The organism is Sulfitobacter sp. M39 (assembly GCF_021735935.1).
Lineage (GTDB): Bacteria > Pseudomonadota > Alphaproteobacteria > Rhodobacterales > Rhodobacteraceae > Sulfitobacter.
The window spans coordinates 1,331,308-1,350,982 of sequence record NZ_WMDZ01000001.1 but is presented as its reverse complement, the minus strand read 5'-3'; the positions used below and the strand labels follow the sequence as shown (position 1 = coordinate 1,350,982).

Sequence of the window (19,675 nt, the reverse complement as noted above, 5' to 3'; positions counted from 1 at the left end):
ATGCTACGCATTGCGACCCTGACCTCTACCCTCGCGCTTATGGCGACATCGCTGATGGCCGAGCAGATCAAAGTCGGCGTTTCCCCCGGCGAGCACGCCGAGATCATGGAAGAGGTCGCCCGCGTGGCCGAACCGATGGGCCTTGAGATCGACGTTGTCGAATTCTCTGACTATGTGGTGCCGAACCAGGCGCTGGCCGATGGCGACATCGAGGCGAACTCCTTCCAGCACGTGCCTTACCTTGAAGCACAGATGAAAGACCGCGGCTTCGCGCTGGCAGTTGTGGGCAACACGATCACCACGCCGATGGGCATCTATTCGGACAAGATCACCGATATCGCCGAGCTTGAAGAAGGCGCGACCTTTGGCATCCCGAACGACCCTACCAACGGCGGGCGCGCCTTGCTGGTGCTGCAACAGCTTGGCATGATCAAGGTCGACCCTGCTGCGGGTCTGGTCCCCACCGTTCTGGACATCACCGAGAACCCCAAAGACCTGTCGTTCAAGGAACTCGACGCGGCGCAGCTGCCCCGTTCGCTGGCCGATCTGGATGCGGCGCTGATCAACACGAACTACGCCATCGCCTCGGGTCTTAGCCCCAAAGAGGATTCCATCGCGATGGAAAGCGCCGAAAACCCCTATGTGAACGTGATCGTTGTGCAAGAGGGCAAGGAAGACGCGCCTTGGGTCAAGACCCTGCTAGAGGCGTATCACTCGGACGAGATCAAAGCCTTCATCGACGAAAGCTACCACGGGACCGTCATCACTTCGTGGTAAAGTGACGCGCCGGATACCGCCAATGACAGGGCGGTATCCGGTCTTTCGGGCCGCGCCCCTGTGGTCAGACCGGCACACGCAGAACGCCCGCGGCAGGCAGTTCGACACCGTGACATGCCACTTTTGCATCTGAGTAATTGAACCAGAACCGTTCGCCCCCCGTCGTGCGGGTACGTACCCCTTCGGGCATCGGCAGCAGGTCAATCCCTGCTTGTCTGCACAGACCGCTGACGAATTGGTCGAGCGTGTCATCATCCAGCCAGCCCCCCAGATAGATCTGCTGCCCGTCGCGCATGGCAACCGGCTCTGCGTCAGTGGTCCGCAAGATCACCTTTGCCGTGCCGTCCAGCACATCACGGTAGCGGATCACTTTCCCACCCCCCTCCAGCGGCACGGAGATGTCATGCCGCAGGCTTTCGACCTGCGTGACCGTCACGTCCAACCCGTCGATTGCGGGAGGCAGCGGCACGGGGATCGCCATCTCGGGCGTGCGCGCGCCGGTGCGGGGGCCATAGACGACCGCCGCCGCGCTGCCCGCCAGCGCCAGTTTCAGGGCGTCCGGCATGTGCATCACCCCCGGCGCCATCACCAGCCCGTAGCCGTCAAAATCGCGGTAGGTGGCGGGCAGGATATCAACCGACAGCCCCTGACGCCGCAGCGCCTTGTAGGTGTGAAAGACCAACCCGAAATAGCTTAGGTCCGCACCATGGGGCTGGGTCGCCCATGCGAAATCCGCGTCATAGTCGAACAGCAGCGCGACCGGTGCCTGCGCGGGCTGCACCTCCGGCGCCTTGGCCATCTCTGCGCCGACCTGCCGGACCTCCGCCATCGCGAAAGCGTCGGCACTGTCGGGACGGAGCAAGCCGGCGTGCAGTTGCTCTTGGGCGAAAGGGGCCTGTCGCCAGCGGAAATAGCACACCGCTTCGGCCCCGTGGGCGAAGGCCTCCCATGTCCACAGACGCACCATACCGGCCAGTGGCACGGGGTTGTGCGGGGCCCAGTTCACCGGCCCGGGCTGCTGTTCCATCACCCACCAGCGCCCCTTGCCCACGGCGCGGTAAAGATCGTGGTGGAACGCCTGAAAGTCGGGGTCGCCCTGCCGCGCATAGCGGTGCTGCTGCGCCGCATCCGCGCCGACCCGATCCTCGAGAAAGCCCAGCGGGTAGCTGTCCCATGTGGCGATATCAAGATTTTCACCCACCGCGAAATGGTCAAAGTCAGTGATCCGGCCCATGTAATTATGGCTCACGGGGGCGGCGCTGTGCGCGCGGATCACGTCAAGCTGACGCCTGTTGAATGCCACCACCTGATCCGAGCTGAACCGCCGGAACGCCAGACGATGCGCAGGGTTGGCTTCGGTCACGGTCAGGTTGGGCGGGTCGATGTCGTCGAAACTGTCGTAGTCCATCGACCAGAAGGTATTCCCCCACGCGGCATTCAGCGCGGCGGGGGTGCCGTAGCGTTGTGCCAGCCAGCCCCGAAAAGCATGGGCTGCCGCGTCACTATACGAGATCACCGTGTCGTGGCAGCCGTATTCATTGTCGATCTGCCACGCGGCCACTTGGGGGTTCGCGCCATAGCGTTTGGCCATCAACGTGGCAATCGTGACGCATTCCTGCTGATAACCCTCGTGGCTGAAACAGTAGTGCCTGCGCGACCCGAACTTGCGCGGACGCCCTTCAATATCCACGGCAAGCATGTCGGGGTGGCGTTTCAGCATCCAGCGGGGCGGGGTGGCGGTGGGGGTGCCCAGCACAACCCGCAGACCGGCAGCCCCTAAAATGTCAATCGCGCGATCCAGCCACGCCCAGTCATACTGGCCGGGTTGCGGTTCTAGTTTGCTCCATGAAAACTCGCCGATGCGCACCCATGTCAGGCCAGCTTCGACCATGCGGCGGGCGTCGGTTTCCCACATCTCTTCGGGCCATTGTTCAGGGTAATAGCAGGTCCCTAGGGTTCGTTTCATCACGCCTCACAAAATTATCCGGTGTTCCCGCTGGCCTCGCACGTCCGTTGCAAGCTGGAAGGTCTGGCCATCCTCCGCCCCGTCACGGCCCTGCGCGGCTGAGGTGACAAAGAGCGTCCGCAGATCCGCACCGCCAAAGGCCGGACAGGTGGCCTGCGCTGCGGGAATATCAACGGTCTGCAACAAGGTGCCCTCGGGGCTGTAGCGGGCGACCTGCCCGGCCCCCCATTGCGCGTTCCACAAGCAGCCATCGCTGTCGACAACCGCGCCGTCGGGGTTACGCTTGCCTTTCTTGAGATCGACAAACACCTCCGGCGGGGCCGACGGCCAGCCGTCTGTCGCATTTAGGGGCACACGCATGATCTGGCGCGTGGGCGTGTCGGTGTAATAGGCAAACCGTCGGTCGGGCGAAAAGCAGATCGCGTTCGAAATGGTAATCTCCGCGAAAAGCTGTCGCAGCGCGCCCTTGTAGTAGCGGTAGATCGCCCCCGCCCCCCGCTCTGCGTTGAAGCCCATTGTCCCGATCCAGAACCCGCCCCACGGGTCGGCGCGCCCGTCGTTGGATCGGGTCAGCGGCTGATCCGCCTCAAGTGGCACGACGAGGGAACGCTCCTCTCCGTTTAGGTCGAACCGCCACAGCGCGGTTTCGGACGCGACAAGCAGGGTATCCCTATCGACCCACCCCGCGGCAGAGACGCATTCGTCAAACTGCCACGACAGCGTTTTATCGCCCTGCCGCGACATCAGGGTTTTGCCGAGGATGTCGAACCAGAACAGCTGGCCCCGTTCGGGGTGCCACAGCGGCCCTTCGCCCAACACGCACGCCCGCGCATCAAAGACTGTGGCGTTCAAGAGAGGGCCGCCTTGTCATAGGCGCTTACCGCCGCGCGCGCGCTTTGCGCCACATCAGCCGCGCTTTGACCCGGTTTATACAGGCTGGACCCAAGGCCAAAACCCGTCACCCCTGCCGCAAGCCATTCCGCAAAATTCGACGGGCCGACGCCGCCAACCGCATAGGTTTCGGTCCGCGCCGGAAGCACCGCCCTGATCGCCTTTAGCCCTTCGATCCCCAGCAGGAACGACGGAAACAGCTTGAGCCCATCGGCCCCGGCCTTAAGCGCGGCAAAACATTCCGTGGGCGTCATCACACCGGGATAGGACATCATGCCCGCCGCCTTGCTTGCCGTGATAACAGAAGGGTCCGCATTCGGAGAGACGATCATCCGCCCCCCCACAGCCGCCACCGCCGCGACGTTTTCAACGTCCAACACCGTGCCCGCGCCGATCAACGCGTCGGCCCCATAGGTTTGGGCCATCGCTTCGATGGATTTCAGCGGTTCTGGCGAATTCAGCGGCACCTCGATGCGGGTGATGCCTGCGTCGATCAAGGCGGCGCAGATGTCAGCGGCCTCATGCGGCTGGATGCCACGCAGAATGGCGATGATATTGCGGCTCATACAAGGGCCCCTTTCAATGAACGATAGGCAGAGGTCAGGCCCGCCAGCGTCAGACCCGCGTTATCCAGTGTTTCGGCCTGCACACCCTGCGCGGCCAATGCGCACCGGTAATGCGCGGCGACGCTGTCTGCGCCCAGAATGGCGACATGGCGGCCCAGCCAATAGGGGCGCGTGCCGGCCAGCTCTAGCCCCACAAGCAACCCTGACAGCCGCGCCCGCGCCGCCCCCGCAGGGGTGCCCTGCAACAGCCCCCCTGCACGCAGGCCAAACAGCCTGGCGGCGAAGCTTTGCGGGCTGTCCATCGCCTGCGTGACGCCGTCGATAAAGCTGTCCTCGTCCCACTCTGCCGTGGTGACCGAATGGCGCAGGACCGACTGGCTGGCCAGCAGCGCGAAGATCTCGCCGGTCATGCAGGTCTGGAAGTTCACGATCTCGCCCGCGCTGATGTGGACCCATTTGGTGTGGGTGCCGGGCAGACAGAGGATGCCGTCAAACGCCGGCTGACTGTGCAGCACCCCTGCGATCTGGGTTTCCTCGCCGCGCATCACGTCAGGCGCGGCCATCTGTTTCACGCCGGGCAGGATGTGGACCGCGATCCGCGGGTCACGGGCTTGTACCGCAACCGCCGCCCGCGCATCCGGAGGCGCGCAAGGCGTGGCGACGTAGGCGGCCTCGCGCCAGCCTTCGCGGGCGCCCACCATACCCGCGCAGATCACAGGGGTCACATGGTCCGGATTTAGGTAGGGGTCTATCAACGAAAGCAAGGCAGCTTCGAACCCGTCCTGCGTCAGCCCCGCCATCCCCTTGTCGGACCTGTCAGCGGCAAAGGGCTTGCCATCGGCGCCCATCATCCAGACCCGCAGGTTTGACGTGCCCCAATCGACAGCGATCCATTCAGCGTAGTGTTGCACGGTATCCCTTCCTATCCGGTGACCACGACGCCGCCATCGACGGCCATCAACTGCCCCGTCATCATGCGGCTGGAGGCAGAGGATAAAAACAGCACCGCGTCCACGATGTCTTGCGGCTTCAACGTATCCTTAAGGCATTGCCGGTCAATATGCGCCGCCAGTGCTTCGGGCGTGACCCATTGTTCGATCTGCTTTTCCGTCAACACCCACCCCGGCGCCAGCGCGTTAAAGCGGATCTTGTCCGGCCCGAATTCCCGCGCCAGCGAACGGGTCATACCGTTGATGCCGGCGTTGGCGGTCGTATAGGCAGGATAGCCCGCGTTCCCCATCATATACGAGATCGAGCTCATGTTCACCACGGCCCCGCCGCCCGCGGCGCGCATCCCTGCGACCACGGCCTGACAGGCGAAGAAATAGGACTTGAGGTTGATCGCCTGCGACTGGTCCCAGAAGTCTTCGGTGACCTCCTCGGCGGTGTGGCGGGCATCATTGGCGGCGTTGTTCACCAAAACCGTGACAGGGCCATGTTCATCGGCGGCTGCGGCCAGACTGGACCGAAGTGCCGCGATATCCGAGATATCGCAGGTCTGCGCAAAGGGGCGCTGTCCGTGTTTTTCTTCCATCTCGTTGCAAAACGCGGTGGCGTCGCTGCGCTGGACAAAGCTAACCTTGGCCCCTTGCGCCAGAAACCCATCAGTCAGAAAGGCACCGATCCCCGCGCCGCCGCCGGTGATGAACACCGACCGGTCGCGCAGATCGGGAAATGTCGCGTTGAGGGTCATCAGTGGCTCTCCCGTGTGACGGGGCGGGTGTCTTTGCCCACCAGAAAATCAAGGTCCGCGCCTTTGTCTGCCTGCAACACCGTCTCGGTATAGAGCTTGGCATAACCGCGATCGTATCGGGGCGGTTCGGGTACCCACGCAGCGCGGCGCTGTGCCAACACCTCGTCAGAGACAAGCACGTCCAATGTGCCTTGCGCCACCGATAGCCGGATACGGTCGCCGGTCTGTACCAGCCCCAGATTGCCGCCTGCGTTGGATTCAGGGCTGACGTGCAGGATCACGGTGCCATAGGCGGTGCCGGACATACGCGCGTCGGACACGCGCACCATGTCGCGCACGCCTTCTTTGACCAGCCGCGCGGGGATCGGCATGTTGCCGACTTCGGGCATACCGGGGTAGCCCTTTGGGCCACAGCCCTTGAGCACAAGAACCGTATCTGCGGTCACCGGCAGATCCTCGCGGTCGATATTGGCTTTCATATCCTCGATATTCTCGAAGACATATGCCTCGCCCTCGTGTTCGAGTAAGGCGTCCGTCGCCGCCGAGGGTTTCACGATCGCCCCATTGGGCGCGATATTGCCGCGCAGCACCTTCAACCCGGCCGCAGGGCGCAGCGGATTATCCAGCGGCCGGATCACATCCGCGTTGTAGCATTCAGCCCCTTCGGCATAGGCAAGGATATCCCCGCCCATGACGGTCTGCGCGGGCCGCAGCTTGTCGCGCAGATGGGACAGCACCACGGGCATCCCGCCCGCATAGCAGAAATCCTCCATCAGATATTTACCCGAGGGCATGCAGTTGACCAGCAGCGGGATATCCGCCCCAAGCTCGAAATCATCGAGCGTCAGGTCGATGCCGACGCGGCCCGCGATGGCCAGCAGATGGATCACGGCGTTGGTCGACCCACCGACCGCGGCATTGGCCAGAATGGCGTTCTCGATAGAGGCACGGGTAACGACCTGTGACAGCTTGATATCTTCCTCGACCATCTCGACGATGCGCTTGCCGGTCAGATGCGCCAGCGCCATGCGGCGCGCGTCAACGGCAGGCAGCGCGGCGTTGGTGGGAAGTGACATCCCCATCGCCTCTACCACGCTCGCCATCGTGGAGGCCGTGCCCATCGTCATGCACACGCCCTTGGACCGGCTCATGCCGGATTCAGCGGCCATGAAATCCTGCAAGGTCATCTCGCCCGCGCGCACATCTTCCGAGAACTTCCACACATCCGTGCCAGAGCCGATGTCCTTGCCCTTCCACTTGCCGTTCAGCATCGGTCCGGAGCTGACAACGATCGTCGGCAGATCGACGCTTGCCGCGCCCATCAGTTGACCCGGCGTGGTCTTGTCACAGCCGCCCAGCAGAACCACCCCATCGATACCATAGGCGCGAATGCTTTCTTCGACGTCCATCGCCAGCAGGTTGCGAAACAGCATGGCGGTCGGCTTCATCTGGGTCTCGCCAAGGCTCATCACCGGAAATTCGACCGGAAAGCCCCCTGCCTCCCACACGCCGCGCTTCACCCCTTCGGCCAGATCGCGCAGGCCCGAGTTGCACGGGGTCAGTTCGGACCATGTATTGCAGATACCGATAATGGGGCGGCCATCAAACGCGTGGTCGGGAAAGCCCTGATTTTTCATCCAGCTGCGGTGAATGAACCCGTCCCGATCATTCTTGCCGTACCAAGCGCGGTTGCGTTTCTCTTTTGTCATAGCCGTGTTCCTTCAATGACCCACATGCGTTCAGGGAACGACCATGGCAGGGTCACGCCATGGTTCATGAGGTACTGGCCCGACAGCACCAGATCGCGGGATTTGAGCGCGGCATCGCCCCGTGACAGCGCGACCGCATCGTCGCGGTTTGCCAGCGTGATCCGGTAGCGCGCCTGCGGGTCAAGTGCGGTCAGCCGCAGCGGGCGCGGTGAGATCTGGGCCGAGGTCGCGGCCTTGCCCGCGAACACCACCAAACGCGTACCATCGGTGGCCTGTTGCTGCTCTGCGATCACCGCCGGATCAGCGCTGTCGAGCCGCAGGATGTCAGCGGTGCGCATCCATCCGCGATTGTTCTTCCACCACTGCGTGACCTGTTTCAGCACATCGGTTTCGCGGGGGTCGAGCTCGCGCGGGTCCATCTCGAACCCCATGTGGCGCTGCGCGGCGACCCAGGCGCGAAAGCTGATGTCCAGCGTGCGGCCAGAGGTGTGGCAGTGGCGTGGGCCGACATGGCTGCCGGTCACGGCAGCGGGCAGGAACAAGGCGGCGTCATGCTGGATGCGCAGCCGTTCCAGCGCATCGTTGCTATCCGACAGCCAGACCCGCTGGGTCCGCGCCATGATCCCGAAATCGATCCGCCCTCCGCCTGACGCGCAGCTTTCAATCTCGACCAGCGGAAAATCGGCGCGCAACCGGTCCAGCAGCGCATAGATGCCCTGTGTCTGCGCCGCGTCGGGTGCGGGCAACACGCGATTATGGTCCCATTTGATATAGTCGATGGCATTGCCGCGCAGCACCGTGGCTATCCGGTCGTAGAGCAGTTCTTGGACCTGCGGCAGCGCCATGTTCAGCACCAGCTGCTGACGCCCCTCTATCTGGTCCCGCGGGCCCAGAATCCAATCGGGGTGGGCGCGGTAAAGGTCGCTATCGCGCGAGACCATCTCGGGCTCGAACCAGAGGCCAAAACGCATCCCCAAGCCCTGAACATGGTCGATCAGCGGGGTCAGCCCCTTGGGGTATTTGCGCGGATCGATGATCCAGTCGCCGAGACTGCTGGTGTCGTCATCGCGCTGACCGAACCAGCCGTCATCCAGCACGAAACGCTCTGCCCCCAAAGCGGCAGCACGGTCGGCGATATCGGTCAGGACAGACCAGTCATGATCGAAATACACTGCTTCCCAACAGTTGTAATGGACGGGGCGCGGAGTGTCGGGCTTGGGCCATGTCACGATGCGGTCGCGCAGATGACGCTGAAAACTGACGGCACAGCCGTTCAGACCGGTGTCAGAATAGGTCAGGTAAAGCGGTGCCGTCTGGAACCGTGTCGCGGGGGCGTCTTGGGTGCCAGCCGCATGGCCCCATTGCACCTGCCGCCGCCCGTCCTGAAGCTCTTCGGCGATCATCGTATGACCGCCGGACCAGCCATAGTGGAACCCGTAGCATGTCCCTTGGGTGTTTGTGGTCCCCGTGGTCGGGATCAGCAGTCCGGGGAAGTGTTCGTGGCCCGTGCGGCCTGTGCGGTTGTCGCGCGCGTGGATGCCTGCGCGCCACGGGGTGCGGTTCAACTGGAATTCACCGCACCACCGGCCCGAGACGTCGATCATCTCTGTGCTCAGCTGCGGTGCGGGCACCACCGGCGCGGCAAGCCAGTGCAGACGCACGGGCTGCGCGGCCTCCAGTGTCGTTTGGCAGGTAATCACGCCGGTTGCTACATCAACCGCAAAGTCAAAGGTCAGCGTCAGCCCTTCGTCCGGTGCCGCGCAGACAAACCGCAGCCCTGCATCCTGCACCACGTTGCGCAGGTGAAACAAGGGGCGCAGCGGCGTGCCATCGGCACGCGCGAGTGCCAACCCCGCCTGCCCCGGAAAGCTGCGCCCGGCTTCGGGGCACAGCGACAGATCAGGGGTCTCGTCCAGCATGCCGCCGGTCACGTCGATGGCATGGGCGGCGCAAATCTCGTCCAGATTTTCGCCGTCGCGCAGCGGGCTGCCCCAATAGACCACCTGCGGCGGGCGGTCGTGCGCAGAGGCCAGAACAAGCGTCTGGCGCCCGTCATCAAGGCGGTAGGTCTGTGTCATAACTCTCTACTTTACTGCGCCAAGCGTGAGACCGGCGATGAAGTGTTTCTGCATCAGAAAGAACATCGCGACCGGCGGAAAGGCGGCGACAATCGATCCCGCGCTCATCAGGTGATAGGCCGCGCGGAACTGCGAGTTGAATTCGGTGATGCCCGCTGTAACAGGTTGCGCGCTTGGCCCTTGGGTCAGCACGACGGCCCAGAAATAATCGTTCCAGATGAAGGTAAAGACCAATACCGCCAGCGCGGCCAGCGCGGGCTTCATCAATGGCAGCACCACAAAGAAGAAGATGCGCCATTCGGCCACGCCCTCGACACGGGCGGCCTCGATCAAGGGGAAAGGCAATGCGCGGATGAAGTTGCGCATGAAGAGCGTGCAAAAGCCCGTCTGGAACGCCACGTGAAACAGGACCAGCCCCTGAATGCTGTCATACATCCCCAGCGATATGGTCAGGTCGCGCACGGGCACCATCAGGATCTGGAACGGGACAAAGTTGCCCGCGATGAACATGAAGAAGATCAGCAGGTTGCCCTTGAACTTGTAGATACCTAAGGCGAACCCCGCCATGCTGGACAGCGCAATCGCCCCCAGCACAGTGGGCAGCGTGATAAAGACCGAGTTCATCAGGTAGCGCGGCATATTGCTTTCAAAGAAGACCTTGCCGTAGTTCGTCAGCCCCTCGAAGCTGGACGGCCATCCCCAGTAGTTCCCGGCGGCGAAATCCGACCCCGGCTTGATAGAGAACAGGGCCACCGCGATCAGCGGCAAGAGCCACAGGATCAGCGCGACGGGCAGCAACGTCTGATAGGTCAGCTGGCGGCTGCGCGATTGTTTGGCGATCGGTGTAGGGAACATCAGCGCGCCTCCCGCTCTTCGCGCCACATGGCGTAAAGGAAATAGGCGATGAACCCGAGCATGATGAGGAACAGGATCACCGCGATGGCAGAGCCATAGCCCATGCGGAAGCCGAACTCGGACAGGGCTTCTTCGAACATGTAGAACGACAGCACGCGGGTCGATCCGAAGGGGCCGCCGTTGGTCATGACGCTGATCAGGTCAAACGACCGCAGCGCGCCGATGATGGTGACGACAAAGGCGATGAACGTCGCGGGCTTGAGCTGGGGCAGGATGATGTACCACAGCATCTTGCGCCCCTTGGCCCCGTCCAGTCGCGCGGCCTCGATCTGTTCGGGGTCCACCGCATTCAGGCCGGTCAGATAGAGGATCATGCAATAGGCCGTCTGCGGCCACAGCCCCGCCGCGATGATCCCGTAGGTTGCCGTAGACGGATCGCCCAGGATATTCACCGGCCCTGCCCCGAAAATCGCCAGCATCGCGTTCAGCAGCCCTTCGCGTGGCAGGTAGAACCACGAGAACACCAGCCCGACGACCACCTGTGAAATGACAAAAGGAAAGAAGAACAACGACTTGTAGATACGGATGCCGCGCACGGTCTGGTTCAGGAACAAGGCGATAAACAGCCCCGCGGGCACCGCCAGCAAATACAGCACCAGCCATTTGAGGTTGTTCCAGAAAGAGATCTCGAACTTGCGGTCCATCTTCTGGTCACCGATCCCCAGCAATCGTTCATAGTTCGCGGTGCCGACAAAGGTCTTTTCCCCCAGTCCGTCCCACTGGTGAAAACTGATCGCGACGCTTTGGCCGATGGGAATGATCACATAGACCGCAAAGAACAGCATCGCCGGCAGCAGGAAAAGCCACGGCGTCAGCGCGATCTCGTTGCGTTTGTACCAACTGCGCGCGGGGGGCGGTGTTGTTGCTGCCATGCCGTGGTCTCCGGTAAATCAACACATGCGAAAACCGGCCGTCGGCGGGCTTGCGAATGGATTGAGGCGGCTGGTTGCGTCCCCCCGATGCGGGAGGACGCGACGCTTTAGCGTTATTCGTAGATGCGCTGACGCGTTTCTTCGAGACGCTCTAGGATGTCGTCAAGGTTGTCGGGAACCACCATGAATTCCTGCAACCCCTCCATGCCGACGCTGGCCATCTCGGCGCTGAAGTCGCGGTCAAAGAACTGGGCCACACCGCCCTTGGCGCTGGTGTTCAGCATCTCGAACCCCTGCTCGAGGAACTCGTCCTTATCGACCGAGGATTCAGAGTTGATGGGCAGCTGCCCCAAGGCGTCGCCTGCGTTGATCTTGGTCTGCACATCAGCCGATGTCACATACTGAAGGAACGCGCGGGCGTTTTCCTTGTTCTTGGCTCCTGACGGGATGTGGAACGTGTCGGTCGGGGCATCCTCGCCCTGTGGCACATCCGCGATCTTCGGGAACTGGTAGAAGTCGATCTGGCTGTCGTCCAGGCCGCCTTCGCGCATCGCGGCAACGGCGAAGTTCCCCATCAGATAGGCCACCGCCTCGCCGTCGATCATGAAGTTCAACGCTTCCTGCCAGGAATAGGATTGGTGATCGGCGACATAGCCGCCCATGTCGATGATCTTGCGCCAGTTGGCAAAGGTTTCGCGGACGCGCGGATCGGTCCAGGGCACCTCGCCACGGGCCAGCTCCATGTGGAAGTCAAACCCGTTGGTGCGCATGTTCAGATAGTCGAACCAGCCGCCAGCGGTCCACAGGAACTTGGTCCCGATGGCATAGCACGCACGGCCCGAGGCAACGATCTTTTCGCAGTTCGCAAGCTCTTGCTCAAAGGTTTCAGGCTCGGTCAGTCCCAGTTCCTTGAAGATATCTTCGCGGTAGTACATGCCCCACTGATAGTAGGTATAGGGCACACCATATTGCTTGCCGTCGATGGTCAGCGCACCTTTGACAGACTCAAGCCCGGGCAGATCGCCGTTGGCATACATATCAGAGATGTCTTCGAACAACCCGGCAGAGACATAAGGGCCCATGCGGTTCGCGGCATACCAGTTGATCACATCGGGCGGGTTCGCCCCCAAGGCATTCCGGATCTGCGTTTTCCACGCCTCGCGGTCGACGATCGTCAGTTCGATATCGACGTCCGGATGCAGCTCTCCGAAACCCGCTGCCAAACTCTCCATCACCGCGCGCGGCGCGGGGTTCGACATGTCAGAGGTGATCTTGAGCTCCCCTGAAAGCTGGCTTTCGTCCGCGACAGCAAACGATGTTGAAAATCCCGCAGCGACAACAGCCGCGAGTGACCTCTTGAGAATGGAATGCATGGTATCCTCCCTGATGCTTCCGCAATCCAAAACTGTCTCATTATTTGAAACTTAGTTTTGTATATTGATATATAAGATCAAGCTCGCTAGCCTTGTCAACAGTTTGGTGCGCTGCATGGGGGATGGGTCAGTCAAAAGACCCCACAGGATGCAGCGCCCTGAGGGACGGAGAACGATATGAATGTGGTGAACAGCGACGGGACTGTTGCAAAGGCGCTGAGCGTGCTGGATCAGGTGACAGCAATGGGCCGCCCTGTCCGCATGCGCGAGTTGCTGGAGACATCGGAGTTTCCAAAACCGACGCTGTATCGGCTACTTCAGACGCTCACCAGTCAACGTATGCTAAGCTATGACAAGGATCAGCAGACCTATGCGCCGGGCATCCGTCTGGTCAGCCTTGCCCATTCCGCATGGTCGCAAGCCTCGCTCGCACCCATTGCCGCCCCCTATATCAGCGCCCTCGGCGAACGCCTGCGCGAGGCGATCCACCTTGCGCAAATCGACAACGGCCAGGTCGTGTTCGTTGACAAGCGTCAGGCCAGCAGCCGTTTTGCCACATTGGCGCGCACCGGTCAGGTCGCCCCCGCCTATTGCACAGGTGTCGGCAAGGCGATTCTCGCGTATCTTGAACCCGAGGCACAAGCACAGGCGCTACAGCAGCAGGCGTTTTTGAAATATACCGATGCCACCCATACCAGCACCGAAACCCTTGTGCGCGAGCTGGAACAGATTCGCGCCGAGGGCATCGCCTTTGACCGCGAAGAACACGAGGCCGGCATCATCAGCATCGCCGCCCCCATCTTGACCGACGCGGGTCGCGTCGTGGGTGCCGTATCCATTGCAACTGCAACACACCGTCATACGCTGGACGGTCTGAATGCGTTCCGCCCTGCCCTGCTTGAGTGTGCCACCCGCATCGGGGCCGAGGCGCAGTCCTGGCAGTCTCCCTCTGTCCCCTCATAAAAGGAAGTCGTATATGGCCGGTGTCGTCATGAAAGATGTCGTGAAACGCTATGGCGGTGTTCAGGTGATACACGGGATCGACCTTGAAATCGAAAATGGCGAGTTCTGCGTTTTTGTCGGCCCGTCAGGCTGCGGCAAGTCGACCTTGCTGCGCATGATTGCCGGGCTGGAAGAAACCACCGAAGGCAGCATGAGCATCGGCGACCGGGATGTGACCCGCATGGACCCGGCAGAGCGCGGGGTCGCGATGGTGTTCCAGACCTACGCGCTGTATCCGCATATGACCGTGCGCGACAACATGGGGTTTGGCCTAAAAATGAACGGCCACCCCAAAGCCGAGATCGCCCAGAAGGTGGCCGAGGCGACGCGGATCCTGAAGTTGGAAGAGTATCTTGACCGCAAGCCCGCTGCCCTGTCGGGGGGCCAGCGGCAACGCGTATCCATCGGGCGCGCCATCGTACGCGGCCCCGAAGTCTTTCTGTTCGACGAACCGCTATCCAACCTCGACGCCGAGCTGCGTGTCGAAATGCGCGTCGAGATCGCCCGCCTGCATAAGGAAATCGGGGCGACGATGGTCTATGTCACTCACGATCAGGTAGAGGCGATGACCCTCGCCGATAAGATCGTTGTGCTGCGCAAGGGCCGGATCGAACAGGTCGGCGCACCGCTTGACCTCTACCGCGATCCTGACAACCGCTTTGTGGCAGGCTTCATCGGTTCGCCCGCGATGAACTTTCTGGATGGCACTACCAGCGGCGGCAAGGTCGTGCTGGACGGGTTGGACGGCAGCTATGCCCTGCCCGTGACCCCACCCGAAGACGGCCGGGACATCACCCTCGGCATCCGGCCAGAGCACATCGAAATTGACCCCCAAGGCAAAGGCTTCACCGTCGAAATGACCGAAGCCCTTGGCGGAGTATCCTATGTTCACCTACTGTCCGACACTGGTGCCAAGATCATCGTCGAGGAACGCGGCGACGACCGGTCGCGCGAAGGGGCGCAGGTTGGCGTGAAAATCCCACCCGAGCGGGCGATGCTGTTTGACGCCAACACGGAACAACGTCTGCGCTGACCTTGCGCCTGATATACGCCTGAGGTGTTCGCCGGTCTGGTAGAGTCAGACCGAACGGTGCCCGCGTGCCGCTTCCACGCAAGCAATTGATTTCGAGGTAAACTGCTCCAGTTTGATGGCCAACGGCATCTCGCGTGACCGTCCCCGAAACAGGTAGCAAGTTGAAACGATGAACAGTCTACGCAGTACGATTAAATCTTTATACGATGGGCACAGCACGCGCTCGCGGCGGTTTCGTTACGGGTTGATCCTGTTTGATTCCCTGACGATCATCTATTTCATTGCCACTGCCGCGCTGCCGTCAACGCCGGTGATTACGGCGGTCAATGCGTTCTTTGGTCTGTTCATCCTGTTCGACCTTGCCGCGCGTCTTTGGATCTCTACGAACCTGCGCAAAGAGCTGACGCGGATCTACACCCTTGCTGATCTGGTTGTGGTGATATCGCTGGTACTGGCACCGCTTATGGCCGAAAGCTTTGCGTTCCTGCGGGTCTTGCGCGGTTTGCGGCTGATCCATGCCTATCACCTGCTGCACGATCTGCGACGCGAAAGCGCGTTTTTCCGCAAACACGAGGACGCGATCCTTGCGGCGGTCAACCTGCTGGTGTTCATCTTTGTCATCACATCGCTGGTGTTTGTGCTGACCTTTGAAGAGGACGCGGGCGTCGCGGGCTATGTCGATGCACTATACTTTACAGTGGCGACGCTGACGACAACGGGTTTTGGCGATATCACGATGACGACAACGGGGGGCAAGCTGCTGTCGGTGTTCATCATGGTGGTCGGGGTCGCGCTGTTCGTGCAATTGGCGCGGACGATTTTCCAACCCTCCAAGATCAAGCACACCTGCCCCGAATGTGGCCTGAACCGTCACGAGACAGACGCCGTTCACTGCAAACACTGCGGCACCACGCTCAAGATCGAGACGAAGGGCGATACGGGCGGTTAGTGTCGCGGGGTATCAGACACGTGCATGGCTGTTCTAGCGCGCGGATCCCTTCATAAAGGACGCACGCTGATCTTTCTTGATGAATGTCCAGGCGATGAACCGGCTGGTTTTTTGCCCCTGCGCCATTTCGACCACATCGCAGTTGGCGACCTTGGCCTTTTTCAGGATTTTATAAAGCGTCTGCACGTTGTCCTTTTTCGACACAAGTGACGTAAACCACAGACATTGCCCCGCAATCGCGCGGCTTTGGTCGACCATGCTGGCGATGAATTTGATCTCGCCGCCGGGGCACCAAAGCTCGGCGTTTTGCCCGCCGAAATTAAGCTTGCCTGACCGCCCTTTGCCAAGGTTCGCCCACTTCCGTTGCGTGCCCTTCGTCGCCCTCTCTATCGAGGCGTGAAAGGGCGGATTGCACAGGGTGACGTGAAAACGGTCGTCGGGCTTGATCAACCCGTTGAAAATATCCTCGCGGTTCTCTTGCAGCCGCAGGTCCACGTCCAGCGCGTTGGCCTTTGCAATCTGTTGCGCAGACTTGATGGCCACAGGGTCGATATCGACACCGGTAAACTGCCAGCCATAGGCGCTGTGCCCCGTCAGCGGGTAGACCAGGCTTGCACCGGTGCCGATGTCCAACGCCTTGATCTTCGGCCCGCGCGGGATCTCGTTGTTGTTGCTGCGTGCAAGCAGATCGGCCAGATGGTGGATATAATCGACGCGCCCCGGAATAGGCGGGCAAAGATAGTTCGGCGGGATGTCCCAGAAATCAATGCCGTAATCCGCCTTGAGCAGCGCCCGATTGAGCATACGCACAGCCGCCACGTCCCGAAAATCGATGGTGGTCTGCCCCGCTGGATTGGGGCCGGTAAACGGCTCAAGCTCGGGGAGGACCGCAATCAGACGCGCGAAATCATACCCCTCGTTGTGGAGGTTGCGGGGGTGCAGATTGGTCTTGGTGGCCATGGGAAAGCCTTTGTTGAAAGTGGTGAAAAGCAGCCATGCCGTTGGCCTGTCTTACCCCCTGAAGGCCCCATAGTAAAACCAAAGACGCAATGGTGTGATCATCTTTGCCTTACCCCGCCAGACGAGGCGCCCGAGGCCACGCATCACCGGCAACGATGCACCGGTCAGATCGACTTCTGGTTCACGCGCTTCGACAACTCGGCGGCGCTTTCCTTACGCTCGCTATAGCGATCCAGCAGGTAGTCTTTCCTGTCTTTGGTCAGCATCGTGAACTTCACCAGCTCTTCCATGACATCAACGACCCGATCATAGAACGGCGATGGCTTCATCCGATCCGCGTCGTCAAACTCCAGAAAGGCTTTGGGGGTGGAGGACTGGTTCGGGATCGTGAGCAACCGCATCCAACGCCCAAGGATGCGCAGCTGGTTCACGGCGTTAAAGCTTTGTGACCCCCCGCTGACCTGCATGACAGCCAGCGTTTTGCCCTGCGTCGGGCGCACACCGCCCAAGGACAGCGGAATCCAGTCGATCTGGGTTTTCATGATGCCGGTCATGGCCCCGTGGCGTTCGGGTGAACACCAGACCATCCCATCTGACCATGTGACCAGATCGCGCAGCTCCTGCACTTTGGGGTGACTGGCGTCGGCATCATCCGGCAGCGGCAGACCAGACGGCGAATAGGTACGCGTCTCGGCCCCCAAGCGTGTCAGAATGCGCGCGGCTTCTTCGGTCATGAGCCGGCTGAACGAACGGTCCCGCAGTGATCCGTAAAGCAACAGGATACGCGGGCGGTCCGCGTCTGCTGCGGGTTCGAACAGACGCGCCTCATCAATCGCTTTGAAATGGGTGTCATCGAGGTTCGGGGCATCAGGCAACTCGGTTTCCTTCCGCGTCAATCAGTAAAGAGCCGTCTTCCTTGGTCAGCGGCCCCGGTGGCAGGTGGTCCAGCAAGTCCAACACGGCCTCGCTTGGGCGGCACAGCCGGACGCCTTTGGGCGTGCAGACGATGGGGCGATTGACCAGAATGGGGTGTTCCAGCATGGCGTCCAGAAGCGCTTCGTCGCCCACGTCGGGATCAAGCAGCCCCAATGCCTCTGCCGGAGACCGCTTTACCCGTAGGGCGCTGCGCGGCGTCAAACCCGCCGCCGCAAAAAGCCCCAGAAGCTGTCCGCGCGTCCAGCCGGTATCAAGATAGGGGATCACCACCGGCTCCACCCCCGATGCTTTTATGATGGCCAGCACATTGCGGGACGTGCCGCAGTCGGGGTTATGGTGAATGACAACGCTCATGCTGAACCCTCCGAGGCAGGGAACCAGTGGCGGGTTCTATTTGCAAAAGCCACAAGCGACAGCATGACAGGCACTTCGACCAAGACACCGACGACCGTCGCCAATGCCGCACCGGATCCGAGCCCGAAAAGGCTGATCGCAACCGCGACGGCCAGCTCAAAAAAGTTGGAGGTGCCGATCAAGGCGCAGGGTGCCGCGACGTTGAAGGGAATGCCCCAGGCCCGCGCGACCCCGTAGGCCAGAAAGAATATCCCGTAGGACTGGATCAGAAGGGGCACAGCGATCAAGGCAATCACCAGCGGCCGGTCCAGGATCACCTCGCCCTGAAAAGCGAAAAGCAAGACCACCGTCACAAGCAGACCAATGATCGAAAACGGCTGCACACCCGACTTGAACCGATCCACCGCCGCTTCGCCGCCTTGCGCAATCAGCCGCTGGCGCGTCAGATACCCCACCAAAAGCGGCAGCATCACGTAAAGGCCCACGGACAACAGCAGCGTATCCCAGGGCACAACGATATCCGTGGCCCCCAGCAGAAAGGCAACGATGGGCGCGAAGGCGAACACCATGATGACGTCGTTCACGCTCACCTGCACCAGCGTATAGGTCGCATCCCCCCGCGTCAGGTTCGACCAGACGAACACCATCGCGGTACAGGGCGCGGCCCCCAGCAGGATAACGCCCGCAAGATAGGCCTGCGCGTCATCCGGCGGGATCAGACCCGCGAAAAAGTAGTTAAAAAACAACACGCCAAGGGCGGCCATGGTGAAGGGTTTGATCAGCCAGTTCACCACCACCGTGACAACCAACCCTTTCGGCTTGTCCCCCACCTGACGCAAGGCTCCGAAATCCACCCCGACCATCATCGGGAACACCATCGCCCAGATCAGCACCGCAACGGGCAGGTTCACCGACGCCACCTCAAGCCCGGCAAGCATACCAAACGCAGTCGGGAATAGATTGCCAAGCAGCAACCCCGCGCCAATCGCCAGCGCAACCCAGACGGACAGCCATTTTTCAAACGTGCCCAGACCCGCCGCCGCGGGAAGTGTCGTATCAGTCATATCGAACCTTCAGAAATTGCAGCCCCTTGGCCGTGAGTATGTGGTTGCCCGATGTCAGCACAGGAATGTTACAGTCCCACTGCGGCACCTCCCCCATGCGCGCCTAACAGGGGCAGGCGAGCTCGTTTATGATGGGCTGGCAGAGTTCCGGACGCCCGCCGCAGCAATCCTCCATCAGAAAGGCGAGCAAACCGCGCAGCCCCTCCATATCGGCAAAGTAACGAATGCTTCGTCCTTCGCGCTTGCTGCGAATAAGGCCAGACCGCGCTAAAATCGCGAGGTTGGTCGACATCGTATTCTGACGCACCCCCAAGGTGTCGCCGATATCGCCTGCCGACATCCCCCCTTCTCCGGCTGTGATGAGAAGGCGGAAGACATCAAGGCGGGTTACCTGACTGAGCGCCGCAAAAGCGTCGAGAGCGTTAGTTTTATCCATATATCGGGAATTATTGATTCATCAGGCGTAGGTCAAGCCCTGATGGGCACCCGATTGCGCTTGCGCGAAACTATGGGCAATCTACGCGCCCCCTCAAAGGC

General features: G+C 61.3%; 19 protein-coding genes. 4 read left to right on the top strand and 15 right to left on the bottom strand.

Translation table 11 applies throughout. The annotated features are described in order from the left end of the window. Nucleotides 1-777, top strand: coding sequence for a MetQ/NlpA family ABC transporter substrate-binding protein (locus GLP43_RS06485; RefSeq protein WP_237278668.1), 777 nt, complete (start codon nt 1-3; stop codon nt 775-777). 64 nt (nt 778-841) lie between these two features. Here GLP43_RS06485 and GLP43_RS06480 read toward each other — a convergent pair whose 3' ends face one another. The 10 genes from GLP43_RS06480 to GLP43_RS06435 form a co-directional block, all read right to left on the bottom strand. Further along, the gene (locus tag GLP43_RS06480) at nt 842-2,743 is read right to left on the bottom strand and encodes a beta-galactosidase (protein WP_237278667.1); all 1,902 of its coding nucleotides are present in this window, start codon (nt 2,741-2,743) and stop codon (nt 842-844) included. A gap of 6 nt (nt 2,744-2,749) precedes the next feature. Next, the gene (locus tag GLP43_RS06475; protein WP_237278666.1) at nt 2,750-3,595 is read right to left on the bottom strand and encodes an SMP-30/gluconolactonase/LRE family protein; all 846 of its coding nucleotides are present in this window, start codon (nt 3,593-3,595) and stop codon (nt 2,750-2,752) included. Beyond that, nucleotides 3,592-4,200: a 2-dehydro-3-deoxy-6-phosphogalactonate aldolase gene (locus GLP43_RS06470; RefSeq protein WP_237278665.1), complete on the bottom strand. Its 609-nt coding sequence runs from the start codon at nt 4,198-4,200 to the stop codon at nt 3,592-3,594. The genes GLP43_RS06475 and GLP43_RS06470 overlap by 4 nt, the downstream gene beginning before the upstream one ends. Beyond that, nucleotides 4,197-5,111, bottom strand: a complete 915-nt coding sequence (locus GLP43_RS06465; protein ID WP_237278664.1) for a 2-dehydro-3-deoxygalactonokinase — start codon at nt 5,109-5,111, stop codon at nt 4,197-4,199. Before GLP43_RS06465 ends, GLP43_RS06470 begins: the two co-directional genes overlap by 4 nt. Before the next feature lie 11 nt (nt 5,112-5,122). Continuing rightward, the gene (locus tag GLP43_RS06460) at nt 5,123-5,893 is read right to left on the bottom strand and encodes an SDR family NAD(P)-dependent oxidoreductase (protein WP_064217342.1); all 771 of its coding nucleotides are present in this window, start codon (nt 5,891-5,893) and stop codon (nt 5,123-5,125) included. Then, entirely contained in the window at nt 5,893-7,602 is a 1,710-nt protein-coding gene (locus tag GLP43_RS06455) for an IlvD/Edd family dehydratase (protein WP_237278663.1), read from the bottom strand. The genes GLP43_RS06460 and GLP43_RS06455 overlap by 1 nt, the downstream gene beginning before the upstream one ends. Next, entirely contained in the window at nt 7,599-9,680 is a 2,082-nt protein-coding gene (locus GLP43_RS06450; protein ID WP_237278662.1) for an alpha-galactosidase, read from the bottom strand. Before GLP43_RS06450 ends, GLP43_RS06455 begins: the two co-directional genes overlap by 4 nt. Nucleotides 9,681-9,686: 6 nt before the next feature. Continuing rightward, nucleotides 9,687-10,535: a carbohydrate ABC transporter permease gene (locus GLP43_RS06445; RefSeq protein ID WP_005852118.1), complete on the bottom strand. Its 849-nt coding sequence runs from the start codon at nt 10,533-10,535 to the stop codon at nt 9,687-9,689. Beyond that, nucleotides 10,535-11,467 carry a carbohydrate ABC transporter permease gene (locus GLP43_RS06440; protein ID WP_237278661.1) on the bottom strand — a complete coding sequence of 311 codons (933 nt, stop codon included), beginning with the start codon at nt 11,465-11,467 and terminating at the stop codon, nt 10,535-10,537. The genes GLP43_RS06445 and GLP43_RS06440 overlap by 1 nt, the downstream gene beginning before the upstream one ends. Before the next feature lie 113 nt (nt 11,468-11,580). Further along, on the bottom strand, nt 11,581-12,840 hold the full coding sequence (locus GLP43_RS06435) for an ABC transporter substrate-binding protein (protein WP_237278660.1): 1,260 nt from the start codon (nt 12,838-12,840) through the stop codon (nt 11,581-11,583). Between the two features lie 177 nt (nt 12,841-13,017). Between GLP43_RS06435 and GLP43_RS06430 the strand changes: the two genes are divergently transcribed. From GLP43_RS06430 to GLP43_RS06420, 3 genes are all read left to right on the top strand, one after another. Next, nucleotides 13,018-13,803 (top strand): IclR family transcriptional regulator, encoded by a 786-nt coding sequence (locus GLP43_RS06430; protein WP_237278659.1) that lies wholly within the window; start codon nt 13,018-13,020, stop codon nt 13,801-13,803. Between the two features lie 13 nt (nt 13,804-13,816). Next, on the top strand, nt 13,817-14,875 hold the full coding sequence (locus tag GLP43_RS06425; RefSeq protein WP_005852113.1) for an ABC transporter ATP-binding protein: 1,059 nt from the start codon (nt 13,817-13,819) through the stop codon (nt 14,873-14,875). A 169-nt stretch (nt 14,876-15,044) separates the two neighbouring features. Next, a complete protein-coding gene (locus GLP43_RS06420) occupies nt 15,045-15,824 on the top strand; it encodes an ion channel (protein ID WP_237278658.1) in 780 nt (259 codons plus the stop codon). A 33-nt stretch (nt 15,825-15,857) separates the two neighbouring features. On the opposite strand, the gene rlmF is transcribed toward GLP43_RS06420, so the two are convergent. The 5 genes from rlmF to GLP43_RS06395 all read right to left on the bottom strand — a co-directional run bounded on the left by rlmF (nt 15,858) and on the right by GLP43_RS06395 (nt 19,574). After that, nucleotides 15,858-16,784, bottom strand: a complete 927-nt coding sequence (gene rlmF / locus GLP43_RS06415; protein WP_237278657.1) for a 23S rRNA (adenine(1618)-N(6))-methyltransferase RlmF — start codon at nt 16,782-16,784, stop codon at nt 15,858-15,860. Nucleotides 16,785-16,948: 164 nt separating this feature from the next. Beyond that, the gene (gene arsH, locus GLP43_RS06410) at nt 16,949-17,659 is read right to left on the bottom strand and encodes an arsenical resistance protein ArsH (RefSeq protein ID WP_272903180.1); all 711 of its coding nucleotides are present in this window, start codon (nt 17,657-17,659) and stop codon (nt 16,949-16,951) included. Continuing rightward, nucleotides 17,652-18,074 carry an arsenate reductase (glutaredoxin) gene (arsC, locus tag GLP43_RS06405; protein WP_237278656.1) on the bottom strand — a complete coding sequence of 141 codons (423 nt, stop codon included), beginning with the start codon at nt 18,072-18,074 and terminating at the stop codon, nt 17,652-17,654. The genes arsH and arsC overlap by 8 nt, the downstream gene beginning before the upstream one ends. Further along, a complete protein-coding gene (gene arsB, locus GLP43_RS06400; protein ID WP_180828907.1) occupies nt 18,071-19,138 on the bottom strand; it encodes an ACR3 family arsenite efflux transporter in 1,068 nt (355 codons plus the stop codon). Before arsB ends, arsC begins: the two co-directional genes overlap by 4 nt. Before the next feature lie 103 nt (nt 19,139-19,241). Then, nucleotides 19,242-19,574, bottom strand: coding sequence for an ArsR/SmtB family transcription factor (locus GLP43_RS06395; RefSeq protein WP_237278655.1), 333 nt, complete (start codon nt 19,572-19,574; stop codon nt 19,242-19,244). Nucleotides 19,575-19,675: the final 101 nt, after the last annotated feature.

Coding starts and splice junctions, on each gene's coding strand:
- GLP43_RS06485 (WP_237278668.1), top strand. CDS start 1: ATGCTACGCATTGCGACCCTGACCTCTACCCTCGCGCTTATGGCGACA.
- GLP43_RS06480 (WP_237278667.1), bottom strand. CDS start 2,743: ATGAAACGAACCCTAGGGACCTGCTATTACCCTGAACAATGGCCCGAA.
- GLP43_RS06470 (WP_237278665.1), bottom strand. CDS start 4,200: ATGAGCCGCAATATCATCGCCATTCTGCGTGGCATCCAGCCGCATGAG.
- GLP43_RS06460 (WP_064217342.1), bottom strand. CDS start 5,893: ATGACCCTCAACGCGACATTTCCCGATCTGCGCGACCGGTCGGTGTTC.
- GLP43_RS06455 (WP_237278663.1), bottom strand. CDS start 7,602: ATGACAAAAGAGAAACGCAACCGCGCTTGGTACGGCAAGAATGATCGG.
- GLP43_RS06450 (WP_237278662.1), bottom strand. CDS start 9,680: ATGACACAGACCTACCGCCTTGATGACGGGCGCCAGACGCTTGTTCTG.
- GLP43_RS06445 (WP_005852118.1), bottom strand. CDS start 10,535: ATGTTCCCTACACCGATCGCCAAACAATCGCGCAGCCGCCAGCTGACC.
- GLP43_RS06440 (WP_237278661.1), bottom strand. CDS start 11,467: ATGGCAGCAACAACACCGCCCCCCGCGCGCAGTTGGTACAAACGCAAC.
- GLP43_RS06435 (WP_237278660.1), bottom strand. CDS start 12,840: ATGCATTCCATTCTCAAGAGGTCACTCGCGGCTGTTGTCGCTGCGGGA.
- GLP43_RS06430 (WP_237278659.1), top strand. CDS start 13,018: ATGAATGTGGTGAACAGCGACGGGACTGTTGCAAAGGCGCTGAGCGTG.
- GLP43_RS06425 (WP_005852113.1), top strand. CDS start 13,817: ATGGCCGGTGTCGTCATGAAAGATGTCGTGAAACGCTATGGCGGTGTT.
- GLP43_RS06420 (WP_237278658.1), top strand. CDS start 15,045: ATGAACAGTCTACGCAGTACGATTAAATCTTTATACGATGGGCACAGC.
- rlmF (WP_237278657.1), bottom strand. CDS start 16,784: ATGGCCACCAAGACCAATCTGCACCCCCGCAACCTCCACAACGAGGGG.
- arsC (WP_237278656.1), bottom strand. CDS start 18,074: ATGAGCGTTGTCATTCACCATAACCCCGACTGCGGCACGTCCCGCAAT.
- arsB (WP_180828907.1), bottom strand. CDS start 19,138: ATGACTGATACGACACTTCCCGCGGCGGCGGGTCTGGGCACGTTTGAA.
- GLP43_RS06395 (WP_237278655.1), bottom strand. CDS start 19,574: ATGGATAAAACTAACGCTCTCGACGCTTTTGCGGCGCTCAGTCAGGTA.